15 protein-coding genes are annotated in these 14061 nt (G+C 70.3%); 9 read left to right on the top strand and 6 right to left on the bottom strand.

Annotation, left to right across the window (positions count from 1 at the left end; translation table 11 throughout):
* Positions 1 to 6 precede the first annotated feature (6 nt).
* The 4 genes from ACWDLG_RS00255 to ACWDLG_RS00240 all read left to right on the top strand — a co-directional run bounded on the left by ACWDLG_RS00255 (position 7) and on the right by ACWDLG_RS00240 (position 2754).
* Complete coding sequence (locus ACWDLG_RS00255; protein WP_354913924.1) at positions 7 to 345, top strand: STAS domain-containing protein; 339 nt, start codon at positions 7 to 9, stop codon at positions 343 to 345.
* Positions 346 to 430: 85 nt separating this feature from the next.
* Entirely contained in the window at positions 431 to 1207 is a 777-nt protein-coding gene (locus tag ACWDLG_RS00250) for an SDR family NAD(P)-dependent oxidoreductase (protein WP_354913922.1), read from the top strand.
* Positions 1208 to 1217: 10 nt separating this feature from the next.
* Complete coding sequence (locus ACWDLG_RS00245; RefSeq protein ID WP_449914279.1) at positions 1218 to 1985, top strand: crotonase/enoyl-CoA hydratase family protein; 768 nt, start codon at positions 1218 to 1220, stop codon at positions 1983 to 1985.
* A 145-nt stretch (positions 1986 to 2130) separates the two neighbouring features.
* Positions 2131 to 2754 (top strand): rhomboid family intramembrane serine protease, encoded by a 624-nt coding sequence (locus ACWDLG_RS00240; RefSeq protein WP_354913920.1) that lies wholly within the window; start codon positions 2131 to 2133, stop codon positions 2752 to 2754.
* A gap of 93 nt (positions 2755 to 2847) precedes the next feature.
* Here the strand turns inward: ACWDLG_RS00240 and ACWDLG_RS00235 are convergent, their stop codons facing one another.
* The 3 genes from ACWDLG_RS00235 to ACWDLG_RS00225 form a co-directional block, all read right to left on the bottom strand.
* Positions 2848 to 3453, bottom strand: coding sequence for a TIGR00645 family protein (locus ACWDLG_RS00235; RefSeq protein ID WP_449914278.1), 606 nt, complete (start codon positions 3451 to 3453; stop codon positions 2848 to 2850).
* A 225-nt stretch (positions 3454 to 3678) separates the two neighbouring features.
* Positions 3679 to 4788, bottom strand: coding sequence for a phosphoserine transaminase (gene serC / locus ACWDLG_RS00230; protein WP_449914276.1), 1110 nt, complete (start codon positions 4786 to 4788; stop codon positions 3679 to 3681).
* A gap of 135 nt (positions 4789 to 4923) precedes the next feature.
* Positions 4924 to 6030, bottom strand: a complete 1107-nt coding sequence (locus tag ACWDLG_RS00225) for a citrate synthase 2 (protein ID WP_354913914.1) — start codon at positions 6028 to 6030, stop codon at positions 4924 to 4926.
* Positions 6031 to 6262: 232 nt separating this feature from the next.
* Between ACWDLG_RS00225 and pdxH the strand changes: the two genes are divergently transcribed.
* Together pdxH and ACWDLG_RS00215 are read left to right on the top strand one after the other, a co-directional pair.
* Positions 6263 to 6904: a pyridoxamine 5'-phosphate oxidase gene (gene pdxH, locus ACWDLG_RS00220; protein WP_354913912.1), complete on the top strand. Its 642-nt coding sequence runs from the start codon at positions 6263 to 6265 to the stop codon at positions 6902 to 6904.
* 10 nt (positions 6905 to 6914) lie between these two features.
* A complete protein-coding gene (locus ACWDLG_RS00215) occupies positions 6915 to 8156 on the top strand; it encodes an MFS transporter (RefSeq protein WP_449914271.1) in 1242 nt (413 codons plus the stop codon).
* Here ACWDLG_RS00215 and ACWDLG_RS00210 read toward each other — a convergent pair.
* A complete protein-coding gene (locus ACWDLG_RS00210) occupies positions 8119 to 8748 on the bottom strand; it encodes a UdgX family uracil-DNA binding protein (RefSeq protein ID WP_449914269.1) in 630 nt (209 codons plus the stop codon). The two genes, ACWDLG_RS00215 and ACWDLG_RS00210, sit on opposite strands and share 38 nt — an antisense overlap.
* A gap of 77 nt (positions 8749 to 8825) precedes the next feature.
* On the opposite strand from ACWDLG_RS00210, the gene ACWDLG_RS00205 reads away from it, so the two are divergent.
* The 3 genes from ACWDLG_RS00205 (at position 8826) to ACWDLG_RS00195 (ending at position 12696) form a co-directional block, all read left to right on the top strand.
* Positions 8826 to 9530: a metal-dependent transcriptional regulator gene (locus ACWDLG_RS00205; RefSeq protein WP_354913906.1), complete on the top strand. Its 705-nt coding sequence runs from the start codon at positions 8826 to 8828 to the stop codon at positions 9528 to 9530.
* Positions 9531 to 9650: 120 nt separating this feature from the next.
* On the top strand, positions 9651 to 11879 hold the full coding sequence (locus ACWDLG_RS00200) for a SpoIIE family protein phosphatase (RefSeq protein WP_449914267.1): 2229 nt from the start codon (positions 9651 to 9653) through the stop codon (positions 11877 to 11879).
* A gap of 16 nt (positions 11880 to 11895) precedes the next feature.
* Entirely contained in the window at positions 11896 to 12696 is an 801-nt protein-coding gene (locus ACWDLG_RS00195) for an alpha/beta fold hydrolase (protein ID WP_449914264.1), read from the top strand.
* Here ACWDLG_RS00195 and ACWDLG_RS00190 read toward each other — a convergent pair.
* Together ACWDLG_RS00190 and ACWDLG_RS00185 are read right to left on the bottom strand one after the other, a co-directional pair.
* Positions 12659 to 12820 (bottom strand): hypothetical protein, encoded by a 162-nt coding sequence (locus ACWDLG_RS00190; RefSeq protein ID WP_354913900.1) that lies wholly within the window; start codon positions 12818 to 12820, stop codon positions 12659 to 12661. The genes ACWDLG_RS00195 and ACWDLG_RS00190 overlap by 38 nt on opposite strands.
* 15 nt (positions 12821 to 12835) lie before the next feature.
* The gene (locus tag ACWDLG_RS00185) at positions 12836 to 13981 is read right to left on the bottom strand and encodes an acyl-CoA dehydrogenase family protein (RefSeq protein ID WP_449914261.1); all 1146 of its coding nucleotides are present in this window, start codon (positions 13979 to 13981) and stop codon (positions 12836 to 12838) included.
* Positions 13982 to 14061: the final 80 nt, after the last annotated feature.

Genomic DNA, 14061 nt, shown 5'->3' with positions numbered 1-14061 from the left:
GGCCGAATGAAGCTACGGCTGGCGCGCCATGCCATGGGAGACGCCGTGGTGGTCGCGGTGGAGGGTGAGCTCGATCTCTTCACCGCGCCATTCCTCCGTGACGAGGTCCGCGACGCGATCAAACAGGACGGCGCGCGGCTGGTGCTCGATCTCCAGGCGCTGTCGTTCATGGACTCCAGCGGTCTGTCGGTGCTGATCGAGGCGTGGCGCCTGGCGACGGGTGAGGGTGGGTGCGTGTCGCTGGCCGCGCCCCAGGCGCCCGTGGCCCGCATCCTGCGCACCACCGGCCTCGACCGCCGCATCAAGGTCTACCCCGACGTCGACACGGCGGTGGGCGCGATCTGACCGGCGGGGCCGGGCGGACCGGCGGGGAGAGATTTGAGCCACTCGAAGTAGAACTTCGTTCGGTTCTCGCGTTAAGGTCCGTGACATGGACGTCAACGGAGCAGTAGCAATCATCTCGGGCGGGGCGAGCGGCCTGGGCGAGGCCACGGCCCGCGAGCTCGCCCGGCAGGGCGCGACCGTGGTCATCGCCGACCTCAACGAGGAGCGCGGCAAGGCGATCGCCGACGAACTCGGCGGCGTCTTCGTCAGGACGGACGTGTCGGACGAGGCCGAGGTCCAGGCCGCCGTCGACGCGGCCGTGGCCACCGGCAAGCCGGTCCGCGTGATCGTCAACAGCGCGGGCATCGGCTGGGCCGAGCGCACCGTCAACCGTGAGGGCGCCCCGCACAGCCTGGCCAGCTACCGCAAGGTCATCGAGGTCAACCTGATCGGCACCTTCAACCTCATGCGCATCGGCGCGGCCGCCATCGCCAGGACCGAGCCCGTCTCCGAGGACGGGCACAGGGGCGTGGTCGTCAACACCGCCTCCGTCGCGGCGCTGGAGGGCCAGACCGGGCAGCTCGCCTACTCCGCGTCCAAGGGCGGCATCGTGGGCATGACCGTGCCCGCGGCCCGCGACCTGGCCGCCATCGGCGTGCGCGTCAACACCATCTGCCCCGGCATCATCGACACCCCGATCTACGGCTTCGCCGGCGACGCCGCCGAGGAGTTCAAGGCCAAGCTCGTCGCCCCCGTCGTCTTCCCCAAGCGCATGGGCCGCCCCGACGAGTTCGCCCACCTGGTGCGCTCGCTGATCGAGAACGACTACATGAACGCCGAGGTCATCAGGTTCGACGGCGGTATCCGCTTCCAGCCCAAGTGATGAGGTGCGCGTGTCCTCCGACGAAGTACTGATCGAGGAGTCCGACGGCGTCGCGGTGATCACCATCAACCGCCCGTCGGCTCGCAACGCCGTCAACGGAGCCGTCGCCCGTGGCCTCGCCGCCGCGCTCGACGCGCTCGACTCCCGCTCCGACGTCTCCGTCCACGTCCTGACCGGGGCGGGCGGCACGTTCTCCGCGGGCATGGACCTCAAGGCCTTCCTGACCGGCGACCTGCCCGTCATCGAGGGCAGGGGCTTCGGCGGCATCGCCGAGTCGCCGCCCAGGAAGCCGCTGATCGCGGCCGTCGAGGGGTACGCGCTGGCGGGCGGCTTCGAGCTCGCGCTGTCGTGCGACCTGATCGTGGCCTCGTCCGAGGCGAAGTTCGGCCTGCCCGAGCCCAAGCGCGGGCTCGTGGCGGGCGCGGGCGGCATCATGCGCCTGCCCCGCCGGATCCCCTACCACGTGGCCATGGAGATCGCGCTGACCGGCGACCACTACCCGGCTTCCCGGCTGTACGAGCTCGGCCTCGTCAACCGGATCACCGCCCCGGGCGCGGCGCTGCAGGGCGCCCTGGAGCTGGCCAGGACGATCGCCGCGAACGCGCCGCTGGCGCTGGCGGCGACCAAGCGCGTCGTCATCGAGTCGGCGGACTGGTCGCTGGAGGAGATGTTCGAGAAGCAGGGGCCGATCATCAACCCGGTGTTCGGCTCGAAGGACGCGATGGAGGGCGCGGCGGCCTTCGCCGAGAAGCGCCCGCCGGTGTGGCGGGGCGAGTAGGTCCTTCCCGGCTCCTCCCGCGCCGCCGGGAGGAGCCCCCGCCATCGTGCGGCGGCGCCGTCCCGCGGGAGACGGGCGCCGCGCGCAGGGGACGCTCCGCATTACCGTAAGGGGAGAAGCCTTCCCTCCGGCGGCAGGAGAGCGCATGAGTTCCCCCTACGAGTCGGCCAGGCGCGGCGCGAGCGGCCTCCTGCAGGGCGCGCTCGGCGCCCTCCTCCTGGTCGTCGGCATGGTCGTCGTGATGTGGGCGGTCGAGATCTTCGACTACTTCGCGCTCGGCCGCCTCGACTACGAGCTCGGCATCGTCTCCTGGTCTCCCGACGGCCTCGTCGGGATCCTCTTCGCGCCGTTCCTGCACGCCGACTTCGGCCACCTCATGGCCAACTCGCTGCCGCTGCTCGTCCTCGGCTTCCTGGCCGCCTTCCGCGGCCTGGGCAGGTTCCTGTGGGCCACGCTGATCATCATGGTGATCGGCGGCGTCGGCACCTGGGTCGCCACCCCTCCCGGCGTGGTCACCGTGGGCGCCAGCGGGCTGGTCTTCGGCTATTTCGGGTTCGTGGTCGCCCGGGGGCTGTTCGACCGGCGCGTGCTCGACATCGTGGTGGGCATCGGCGTGGCCGCGGCGTACTACTCGCTGCTGTGGGGCCTGCTGCCGAACGAGCAGGGCATCTCGTGGCAGGGCCACCTGTTCGGGCTCGTCGGCGGCGTCGTCGCGGCGTGGGTGCTGCGGCGCAGGTCCGCGATCGGCCGCACGCCCGAACCCTTCTGATTCCGCCGTGGCCCGCCGATCAGCCGGGCGAGGCCCTCGGATGGGTGAGCGCCGCCCCCGGACCCGCAGCGGCCCGCTGAGCGGCGCCCAGGGTCAGTGGGCGGCCGGCGCCTTGGTGCGTTCGGCAGGCGAGGCGGCCAGCAGCCGGTCGATGTAGGCCAGCCCGATGGCCGAGGCCACGAAGGCCAGGTGCATGAGGGTCTGCCACATCATGGTCGCCGACGGCGTGTCCTTGGCCCTGATGAACGTCTGGAGCAGGTGCACCGACGAGATGCCGATGATGGCGGTGCCCAGCTTGACCTTGAGCACGTTGGCGTTGACGTGGGAGAGCCATTCGGGCTCGTCGGGATGGTCGGTGAGGTCGATGCGCGAGACGAACGTCTCGTAGCCGCCCACGATCACCATGATGAGCAGGTTGGAGATCATCACCACGTCGATGAGCCCGAGGACCGCGAGCATGACGATGACCTCGGGGCCGGGAAGCGAGTCGACGCCGCCGAAGGCGTCGACCGTGGCCTGGCTGACGTGTCCGGTGATGATCGTGTCACCCAGGTGCCACAGCTCCACCATGAACTGCCACACGTAGAGACCCTGGGCCACGATCAGGCCGAGATAGAGCGGCGCCTGCAGCCACCGGCTGGCGAACATCAGGTGGCCCAGACCGCGCCTCCTCCTCGCAGGCTGCCCCGAGATGGACATCACTCCTTGTACTCCTGTCGCAGTGGTGGGGCCGCGCTCCGGCAGCCTCAGGTCGTGGACGCGCTCGGGGCCCGCACACGCGAACGAGCACGTCACCCGGCTCACGCTCGAGGCGCCCGCCGCCGGCACCGAAAGGCTGCCGGTGCCGGCGAGGGGCGCGCGGAGCGGGGCGCCGGGGGACGCGCTCGCGTTGCCCGGCGAGCCTGCCCGCCGGGCCAAGGACGGCTAGAGACGCTCGACCACGTAGTCGACGCAGGTGGTCAGGGCCTCGATGTCGGACGGCTCGATCGCCGGGAACATCGCGACGCGCAGCTGGTTGCGGCCGAGCTTGCGGTAGGGCTCGGTGTCGACGATGCCGTTGGCGCGCAGCACCTTGGCCACCGCGGCGGCGTCGACCGTGTCGGAGAAGTCGATCGTGCCGACCACCTGCGAGCGGAACTCGGGGGCGGCGAACGGCGTGGCGAACGACGACTTCTCGGCCCAGGTGTAGAGGCGCTGGGCGGAGTCGGCGGTGCGCGAGGTGGTCCAGGCCAGGCCGCCGTTGCCGTTCATCCAGTCGAGCTGGTCGGCCAGCAGGAACAGCGTGGCCACCGACGGGGTGTTGTAGGTCTGGTCCTTGGCCGAGTTGTCGATGGCGACGGGCAGGCTGAAGAACTCCGGCACGTAGCGGCCACTGGCGGCGATCTCCTCGACGCGGGCCAGCGCGCGCGGCGACATGATCGCGATCCACAGGCCGCCGTCGGAGGCGAAGCTCTTCTGCGGGGCGAAGTAGTAGACATCGGTCTCGGCGATGTCGACGGGCAGGCCGCCCGCGCCCGAGGTGGCGTCGACGAGGACGAGGGCGTCGTCGCCGCCGACCCGCCTGATCGGCATCGCGACGCCGGTGGAGGTCTCGTTGTGGGTGAGGGCGTAGACGTCGACGCCGTCCTCGGCCACGGCCTCCGGGTGGGTGCCGACCTCCGACTTGATGATGGTCGGGTCGCCCAGCCACGGCGCCTTGCTGACGACCGCGCCGAACTTGGAGGAGAACTCGCCGAAGGACAGGTGCTGCGACTTCTGGCGCACCAGCCCGAAGGCGGCGATGTCCCAGAACGCGGTGGTGCCGCCGTTGCCCAGCACGACCTGGTAGCCCTCCGGCAGCGAGAACAGGTCGGCGAGCCCGGCGCGGACCCTGCCGACCAGGTTCTTGACCGGCTTCTGCCGATGGGAGGTGCCCATCACGCCGGCGCCAGTGGTGGCGAGCGCGGACAGCTGCTCGGGTCGGACCTTCGATGGCCCGCAGCCGAAGCGGCCGTCGGCGGGCTTGATGTCAGCGGGAATCACGATGTCAGCCACCTGCCCAAGCCTACTGAGCCGACTCCGGTGGCTCGTCCCGGGTCCGGGATGTGAGACATGTGGCGGGCGGCGGGAGCCGTACGGAACGACAAACGGCCCGCTGGTGATCAGCGGGCCGTTACCGAGGGAAAGGCGTCAGATGGTGCCGACGACCTCGTCGGCGCCGGGGACGTCGCTCAGCGGACGCGTGGCGGGGCCGACGTAGTTGGCGCTGGGGCGGACCAGCCTGCCCGTGCGCTTCTGCTCCAGGATGTGCGCGGCCCAGCCGGCCGTGCGCGCGCAGGTGAACATCGAGGTGAACATGTGCGAGGGAACCTCGGCGAAGTCGAGGACCACGGCGGCCCAGTACTCCACGTTGGTGGCGAGCACCCGGTCGGGCTTGCGCGCGTGCAGCTCCTCCAGAGCCGCCTTCTCCAGTGCGGCGGCGACCTCGTAGCGAGGAGCGTCGAGCTCCTTCGCGGTACGGCGCAGCACTCGGGCGCGCGGGTCCTCGGCGCGGTAGACGCGGTGACCGAAGCCCATCAGGCGGTTGCCCTTGTCCAGCTCGCTCTGGACGTACTTCTTGGCGTCGCCGAGCTGCTCGACGCCCTCGATCATGTGCAGCACGCGGGCGGGCGCGCCGCCGTGCAGCGGACCCGACATCGCGCCCACAGCGCCGGAGAGCGCGGCGGCCACGTCGGCGCCGGTGGAGGCGATGACGCGGGCGGTGAACGTGGAGGCGTTCATGCCGTGCTCGGCGGCGGAGGTCCAGTAGGCGTCGATGGCCTTGACGTGCTTGGGGTCGGGCTCGCCCCGCCAGCGGACCATGAACCTCTCGGTGATGGTCTTGGCCTCGTCGACCCTGCTCTGCGGCACCATCGGCAGGCCGAGGCCGCGCGCCGACTGCGCCACGAAGGACAGGGCCATCACGGACGCGCGCGCCAGGTCGTCGCGGGCCTGCGCGTCGTCGATGTCGAGCAGCGGCTTGAAGCCGTAGGCCGGGGCCAGCATGGCCAGCGCGCTCTGCACGTCGACGCGGATGTCACCGGAGTGGACCGGGATGGGGTACGGCTCCGCGGGCGGCAGGCCCGGCTGGAACTTGTTGTCGACAAGCAGACCCCAGACGTGCCCGAACGGGACACGACCTACCAGGTCTTCGATGTCGACGCCCCGATAGCGAAGGGCCCCTCCCTCTTTGTCCGGTTCCGCGATCTCGGTCTCGAAGGCCACGACGCCTTCGAGTCCGGGTTTGAAGTCGGACATTCTTGGCCGCCTTCCTTTCTTGCCGTATGGGCAATCCGTCTCATGGTCGCGGCCGCCTCGGGCGCGTGTTCGCATCCCCGGGGCTCGTCCGCTTCTGTTGATGTCGAGATACCGGCGGGTCAATTTAACCCCCTAACAGGGCGTGCTTCGTCTTCGGGCACGCCGAAACGCCATCGGTGCTGGTAGGGGGTTGTGCGTGGGATCGCCACCAAGCGCGCAAGAATACCTAGTCGTGGATGTCACTTCGCTGGCGGGGCTCCGCCGTACCTATGAGGGACAGCCGTTGCTCGAATCTGACGTCGCGGCCGAGCCGATCGCGCAATTCACTCGATGGTTCGAGGAGGCGCTGGAGGCCGGCCTGCCCGAGCCCAACGCGATGGTGGTCGCCACCGCGTCGGCAGGAGGCCGGCCGAGCGCCAGGACCGTGCTGCTCAAGGGCTACGACGAGCGCGGCTTCGTCTTCTTCACCAACTACGAGTCGCGCAAGGGGCGCGACCTGACCGAGAACCCGCGTGCCTCGCTGCTGTTCCCGTGGCATCCGATCCGCCGCCAGATCCGGATCGAGGGCAGCGTGGTCCGCCTGTCGCACGAGGACTCGGCCGCCTACTTCAACTCCCGCCCGTACGGCTCCCGCGTCGGCGCGTGGGCCTCGCGCCAGTCGGCGGTCGTGCGTTCGCGCGAGGAGCTCGACGACCGTTACGCCGAGCTCGCCGCCCGCTGGCCGGAGGAGCCGCCCGTGCCCGACTTCTGGGGCGGCTTCCGGGTGGTGCCGATCGAGGTGGAGTTCTGGCAGGGCCAGATGGACCGCATGCACGACCGGCTGCGCTATCGGCGGGTTCACTCCGGTTGGGAGTTGGAGCGGCTTGCCCCCTAATGTGCCGTGAGTGGCTTTCGGGGACCTTGTTGTTGACACGCGCCCGCTTCGCGTCGCCGCCTACCGGCGACTGTGGTGGGGACAGGCCGTCTCCCACGTCGGTGTGGCGGTCACCGTGGTGGCGGTCAGCCAGCAGGTGTGGGAACTGACGGAGTCCTCCTTCTGGGTGGGCATGCTGGGGCTGGCCAACCTGATCCCGCTGGTGGTCTTCGGGCTGTGGGGCGGCGCCGTCGCCGACGCCATGGACCGGCGCAAGCTGCTGGTCATCGGCTGTGTGGTCGCCTGGCTGAGCACGCTGGTGCTGGTGGTGCAGGCGGCTCTCGGCCTCGGCAACGTCTACGTGCTCCTGGTGGCCGTCGGGCTCGGCGCGGCCGGCTTCGCGATCAGCTCCTCCACCAGAGGCGCGATCATCCCCAGGTTGCTCGAGCCCGGACTGGTGCCCGCGGCCAACGCGCTCAACTCCCTCGTCTTCAGCATCGGCGCCGTCTTCGGACCCATGATCGGCGGCGTCGTGCTCGCGGCGGGCGGCTACGCCTCCGCCTACGCCATCGACGCGGTGCTGTTCACCGGGAGCCTCTACGCGGCGCTGCGGCTGCCGGCGCTCGAACCGATCAGCAAGGTGGTCGTCCGCCCGGGGGCGGAGGCCGTGTGGGAGGGGCTGCGCTTCATCATGGCCAGCCCCGTCCTGCTGATGTCGTTCGTCGTCGACATCATCGCCATGGTCTTCGCGCTGCCGAGAGCGCTGTTCCCCGAACTGGTCGCCGATCGTTTCGGCGGCTCCGAGCTCGCCCTCGGCTGGCTCACCTCGGCCATGGCGATCGGCTCGGTGGTGGGCGCGCTGTTCTCCGGCTGGGTGGGCAGGATCAGGCGGCAGGGGGTCGCGCTGGTCATCGTCATCGCCGTGTGGGGTCTCGCCGTGGCCGCGGCGGGGATGGCGCATGAGCTGTGGCTGGTCATGACGTTCATGGCCGTCGGCGGCATGGCCGACGTGGTGTCGTCGGTGTGGCGCCAGTCGATCCTGCAGCTCCACGCGCCCGACGAGATGCGCGGGCGGATGCAGGGCGTGTTCATGGTGGTCGTGGCGGGCGGCCCGCGCCTCGGCGACCTGCGCGCGGGAGCCACCGCCACGGCCTTCGGCATGACCGGGGCGTGGGTGGGCGGCGGCCTGGCCTGCGCGCTGGCCGTCCTCGCGGTGGGGCTGGCCGTACCGGCCTTCAGGAACTACAGGGACAGGAGCGGCGAGCCAGCGTGAGGTCGGAGACGAGCCCCTTGTAGGCCTCCTCGCGGTCGGGCGCGCGCAGCACGGCCGACGGATGGATCGTCGCCACCGCCAGCGCCTCGCCCAGCTCCAGCACCTCGCCCCGCTGCCGGCTGACCCTGAAGTCGGCGCCGAGCAGGGCGCGGGCGGCCGTCGCGCCGAGCACCACGATCATCTCCGGCTCGACCAGGGCGAGCTCCGAGCTGAGCCACGGCCGGCAGGCCTCGATCTCGGCGACGGTCGGCTTCTGGTGGATCCTCCGCTTGCCCCTGAGCGTGAAGGAGAAGTGCTTCACGGCGTTGGTCAGGTAGACCTCCTCCCTGGCGATGCCCGCGTCCTCCAGTGCCCGGTCCAGGACGCGGCCCGCGGGCCCGACGAACGGCGCCCCCTTGTGGTCCTCCTGGTCACCGGGCTGCTCGCCGACGAGCATGAAGCGGGCGTCCGTGGGTCCCTCGCCGAACACGGTCTGGGTGGCGTTGCGATAGAGATCGCAACCCTGGCAGTGCGCCGCGGCTTCGCGCAGCTCCGGTAGGGAGCGATGCTCGGGAAGGAACCGAGCCGCTCCAGTGTTGCCGTCCTTTGCCATCGCTGGTCGTTCTCCCACTAGGGTTTCTGTGGCTTCTGTGCCCCATGACCGGCGTAGCATTCAGGACGGGAGGAGCCTTGACCGCACACGGCTTGATCGACACGACGGAGATGTATCTCCGCACGATCTACGAACTCGAGGAAGAGGGGATCGTTCCTCTTCGTGCGCGCATCGCCGAACGGCTCCAGCAGAGTGGCCCCACCGTGAGCCAGACCGTCGCCCGCATGGAACGTGACGGGCTGGTCCGCGTCGAAGGCGACCGCCATCTGGCGATGACCGATCTGGGCCGCACTCTCGCCACCCGCGTCATGCGCAAGCACCGCCTGGCCGAATGCCTGCTGACCCAGGTCATCGGGTTGCCATGGGAGGAGGTGCACATCGAGGCCTGCCGCTGGGAGCACGTGATGTCCGAGTCGGTGGAGGAACGGCTGGTGAAGCTGCTCGACAACCCCACCTTCGACCCTCATGGCAACCCCATTCCCGGCCTGGAGGAGCTGGGCGCCACCGGCCCCGAGTCCGACGCCTGGTCCGCCTTCCCCAGCATGGCCGACGTGGCCGGAGCCAGGGACATACCCGTTGTCGTACGTCGAATTAGCGAACAAGTGCAAAGCGATCCCGCTGTGATGCTTAAACTCAAGCAAGTTGGGATACAACCCGGACGCGAGGTGACGCTCGCGGCGAGCGACGACGGTGTGCGGGTGACAGGTGATAACGACGCGACGAACACTCCCGCGGAGCTTCCGCGTGAGGTCGCCGCGCACGTATTCGTCTCCAAGCGCTGACGGCGGCGCTGCTGCTTGGTTGAATCCCGCATGGGAGTCCCTCCACTCCCCGGACACGACTGTTGCAGGAGCGCCCGTGGTTCGCTTTGCGCACATGCCTCCCCGAGGAGTGGTCGCCGGATGAAACGTTGGGGGGATCTGTCCCAGGAAGCGGCTGACTTCTTGTCGGCGTCGTCGGTCCTCGACCACGCCGAGATGGCCGTCGTGGTGACGGACCGCTTCAGCAATCTCCTGTACTGGAACCCGTTCGCGGAGAAGCTGTTCGGCCGCCAGGGCAAGGGCTCGGTGCGGGAGGGCTCGGTGCTCTCGCTCGGGATCATGGAGAAGGATCACCCGGCCGCCGTCGAGCTGGCCAAGCACGTGCTCAAGGGCGGCGTGTGGGAGGGCACCTTCGACGTCAAGCGCGGCGACGGCACGATGATCTACGTGCGGGCCCAGGCCGTGCCGCTCCGGCACGACTCCGGCTCGGTGACCGGCATCGTCATCACCGCGCGCGAGGCCATGCGCAGCAACGAGCGCGAGAAGGACCGCTTCGGCCTGCTCGAGCGCATCGGGGAGCGGCTGGCCGGCTCGCTGTACGTCGAGGAGACGCTCAAGCGGGTCGCCGAGATGCTCGTGCCGCAGTTCGCCGACCACTGCTTCATCGAGCTGATGGAAGGCGATCGGCTGGTGCGCAGGGTCTCCCAGCACGTGCAGGGCTGGACCCCGCCGCCCGACACGTGGAAGCCGGTCGGCTCGGAGATCCGCTACCCGGCCGGCCACTACGCCGACACGGCGATGCGCCGCCAGGAGACGATCCTCGTCGAGGACTTCGCCTCCACCAGCTTCCCCAGCCCCCACGAGGGCAGCGCGCGGCTGTGCGGTGAGATCGGGATGACCTCCGCCGTGGTCGCCCCGCTGTGCGTGCGCGGCGAGACGCTCGGGCTGATGTACCTCGGGCTGTCCAACCTCACCGACCGGCGCAGCCCCCACTACGACGCCTTCGACCGCGACTTCGTCGGCGCCATCGCCACCAGGGTCGCCCTCGCCGTCGACAACGCGCTGCTGTTCGAGGAGGAACGGCACACCGCCGAGTCCTTCCAGAAGCACCTGCTGCCCAGGGCGCTGCCCACCCTCGACGGCCTCGACATCGCCGTCCGCTACTACCCCGCCGCGCCCCTGGCCTCCCACGGGCAGGGCATCCAGACCCAGGTCGGCGGCGACTGGTACGACGTGATCCCGCTGTCGGCCGGCCGGGTCGGCATCGTGATCGGCGACGTCGAGGGGCGCGGCGCCAAGGCCGCCGCCATCATGGGCCAGCTGCGCGCCGCGCTGCGCGCCTTCGCCCAGGACGACAAGCCGCCCGCCGAGATCCTGGCCAGGCTCGACGAGTGGACCCGCATCATCGCCACCCCCGAGCAGGACGAGTCGGGCGCCGACATCAGCGTGCCGCCCATCGTCACCTGCCAGTACCTCGTCTACGACGCCTGGTCGCGGCAGCTGTCGTTCGCCAACGCCGGCCACGCGCCGCCGCTGCTGCTGCACGACGGCCAGTGCCTGGAGATGAACATCGAGGAGGTCGGCCAGCCGCTCGGCGTCCGCGCCAAGGGCATGCACGCCGACCTGGTCTACAAGGAAGAGACCCGTACGCTCCCGCCGGGCGCCGCCCTCGTCCTCTACACCGACGGCCTCGTCGACCGGCGGCCGGGGCGCGACTTCGGCGGCAGGACACCCTCCGACGAGGAGACGCTGGCCATCCTCAGGGACAAGCTGGCCGCCTGCACCAAGGAGAACGTCGAGCGCATCGCCGACACCGCCACCCGCGCGGTGCCCGGCGAGATCGACGACGACATGGCGATCCTCGTGCTGCGGGCCAGCCCCGTCGACCTCGACGTCGAGGAACGCGACTTCCCCGCCCAGCCGATCATGGTGGGTGAGGCCCGCAGGATGGCCACCGAGGCGTTCACCGGCTGGAACGTCCCCGAGGAGCGCGCCGAGCTGGCCTGCCTGCTCGTCTCCGAGGTCGTCACCAACGTCGTGCTGCACGCCGCCAGCGCCAGCATCCCGCGCAGGGAGCTCGTCGTGGAGGGGCCGCCGCTACCGTTCGAGGAGTCCTGGGACATGCCAGGCTTCGAGGAGGAGCTGGCCGGCGACAAGACCTTCACGCTGAGGCTGCGCAGGGGCGAGGAGTCGGTGTGGGTCGAGGTGTTCGACCAGGACCTGCGCCTGCCGCGCATCCGCAGCGCGGGCGAGAACGACGAGGGCGGCCGCGGCCTCTACCTGGTCGACCAGCTGGCCAAGCGATGGGGATCGCGCCCCACCAAGGAAGGCAAAGCCGTCTGGTTCGAGATTCCCACACGCAGCAGGTGAGTGGTTCACTCAAGGGATGGAGCTGGCCTTCGAACGGCGCGGCAGCGGCCCGCCGCTGATCCTCGTCCACGGCATCGGCCATCACTGGCAGGCGTGGCTGCCCGTCATGGACCGGCTCGCCGCCTCCCGTGACGTGATCGCCGTCGACCTGCCCGGGTTCGGCGACTCGCCCGAACTGCCGCCCGGCACGCCGTACACGGCCGAGGCGCTGGCCGACGCGGTCGAGTCGTTCTGCGCGCTGCTGGACGTGCGCGAGCCGCACGTCGCGGGCAACTCGCTGGGCGGCTACATCGCGCTGGAGCTGGCTTCCCGAGGCGTGGTCGCCACGGCCACGGCGCTCTCGCCCGCGGGGTTCTGGACGCGCGGCGAGCTGGTGTGGTGCCAGACCGTGCTCAGGTCGCTGCGCGCGTCGGCGGAGACGGCCGCGCGGGCCACCTCCGACGGGCTGCTCGCGCGCCTGCTGGCCTCCCGGGCCGCCGGACGCGCCGTCGCCTCGTTCCTGGTCGCCCAGCCCTCCCGGCTCGACCCGGTCGCCCTCGCCGCCGCCACGCAGGCGCTGGCCGCCGCGCCGGGCTTCCACCCGACGCTGGAGGCGTTCACCGACGTGATGCCGCCCGCGCCGCCGAAATCGCCCATCACGATCGCCTGGGGCGCCCACGACCGGCTGCTGCCCCGACGGCAGGCCGTACGGGCGGCCAAATGGTCGGGGCAGCGGGTCAAGCTGCTGCAGGGCTGCGGGCACCTGCCGATGAGCGACGAGCCCGAGCTGGTCGCCAGGGTCATCCTCGAAGGGTCTGCCCCCAGATGGCCAGCATGACGATCACGAACACCACGACCACGCCGACGTAGCCGACCGGGTTCAGGCGCAGCGCGCGCCGTACCCGGTTGAGGGCCCAGGCGAACAGCAACGCCAGGAAAACCAGGAGGATCAGACCTTCCATGTCCTCCAGTATGGGTCAGAACCCGAAGGAACGGCCGATGATCTCCTTCATGATCTCGGTGGTGCCGCCGTAGATGGTCTGCACCCTGCTGTCCACCCAGGCCTTGGCGACCGGGTACTCCATCATGTAGCCGTAGCCGCCGTGCAGCTGCAGGCAGCGGTCGATCACCTTGTTCTGCAGCTCCGTGGTCCACCACTTCGCCTTCGCCGCGTCGACCACCGACAGCCGCCCGGCGTTGAGCGCGGTGACGCACTCGTCGACGTAGTGGCGGGCGATCTCGGTTTCGGTGGCCAGCTCGGCCAGGACGAACCGGGTGTTCTGGAAGCTTCCGATGCTCCTGCCGAAGGCATGGCGGGTCTTGCAGTACTCGATCGTCTGCTCCAGCACCGCCTCCGCCGCCGCCACCGCGCCGACCGCGATGGACAGCCGCTCCTGGGGGAGGTTGTTCATGAGCTGGACGAAGCCCTGGCCGTCGGTGGCGCCGAGCCGGTTGGCCGCCGGGACCCGGACGTTCTCGAAGAACAGCTCCGCGGTGTCCTGCGCCTTCATGCCGATCTTGTCGAGGTTCCGGCCGCGGGTGAAGCCCTCCGTGCCGCGCTCGACGACGAACAGGGTGGTGCCGCGCGCCCCCAGCTCCGGATCGGTCTTGGCGACCACGACGACCAGGTCGGCGTTGATGCCGTTGGTGATGAACGTCTTCTGGCCGTTGATGACGTAGTGGTCGCCGTCGCGCACCGCGGTCGTCCTGACACCCTGCAGGTCGCTGCCCGCGCCGGGCTCGGTCATGGCGATCGCGGTGATCAGCTCGCCCGACACGAAGCCGGGCAGCCAGCGCTGCTTCTGGTCGTCGTCGGTGAGGTCGACCAGGTAGGGGGCCACCACGTCGTTGTGCAGCGAGAAACCGAGCCCGGACGCGCCGCTGCGGATGATCTCCTCGACGATGACCGCGTTGTACCGGAAGTCGGTGACGCCGGCGCCGCCGTACTCCTCGGGGACGGAGAAGCCGAACATGCCGACCTCGCCGGCCTTCTTCCACACGTCTCTCGGGACGATTCCCTCCTTCTCCCACTGCGGATGGTGGGGGAGGACCTCGCGGGCCATGAACTCGCGCACGGTCTCCTGGAAGAGCAGGTGCTCCTCCTCGAAGAGGTCTCGCTGCATGTGGTCGCCTCCATGGTGGGGTGTGGCACCAGAATACGATTCTGTTCCGCGGCGCGCCTCCCGGCGGGCCGGACGAGCGA

This window comes from Nonomuraea sp. NPDC003727 (assembly GCF_053586935.1).
The sequence above is the reverse complement of the archived record's forward strand: the minus strand, read 5'-3'. Positions and strand labels throughout refer to the sequence as shown.

Bases quoted from the DNA above. Each gene is read 5' to 3' on its own strand.
- ACWDLG_RS00255 (WP_354913924.1), top strand. From the start codon at position 7: ATGAAGCTACGGCTGGCGCGCCATGCCATGGGAGACGCCGTGGTGGTC.
- ACWDLG_RS00250 (WP_354913922.1), top strand. From the start codon at position 431: ATGGACGTCAACGGAGCAGTAGCAATCATCTCGGGCGGGGCGAGCGGC.
- ACWDLG_RS00240 (WP_354913920.1), top strand. From the start codon at position 2,131: ATGAGTTCCCCCTACGAGTCGGCCAGGCGCGGCGCGAGCGGCCTCCTG.
- ACWDLG_RS00235 (WP_449914278.1), bottom strand. From the start codon at position 3,453: ATGTCCATCTCGGGGCAGCCTGCGAGGAGGAGGCGCGGTCTGGGCCAC.
- ACWDLG_RS00225 (WP_354913914.1), bottom strand. From the start codon at position 6,030: ATGTCCGACTTCAAACCCGGACTCGAAGGCGTCGTGGCCTTCGAGACC.
- ACWDLG_RS00210 (WP_449914269.1), bottom strand. From the start codon at position 8,748: ATGGCAAAGGACGGCAACACTGGAGCGGCTCGGTTCCTTCCCGAGCAT.
- ACWDLG_RS00200 (WP_449914267.1), top strand. From the start codon at position 9,651: ATGAAACGTTGGGGGGATCTGTCCCAGGAAGCGGCTGACTTCTTGTCG.
- ACWDLG_RS00195 (WP_449914264.1), top strand. From the start codon at position 11,896: ATGGAGCTGGCCTTCGAACGGCGCGGCAGCGGCCCGCCGCTGATCCTC.
- ACWDLG_RS00190 (WP_354913900.1), bottom strand. From the start codon at position 12,820: ATGGAAGGTCTGATCCTCCTGGTTTTCCTGGCGTTGCTGTTCGCCTGG.
- ACWDLG_RS00185 (WP_449914261.1), bottom strand. From the start codon at position 13,981: ATGCAGCGAGACCTCTTCGAGGAGGAGCACCTGCTCTTCCAGGAGACC.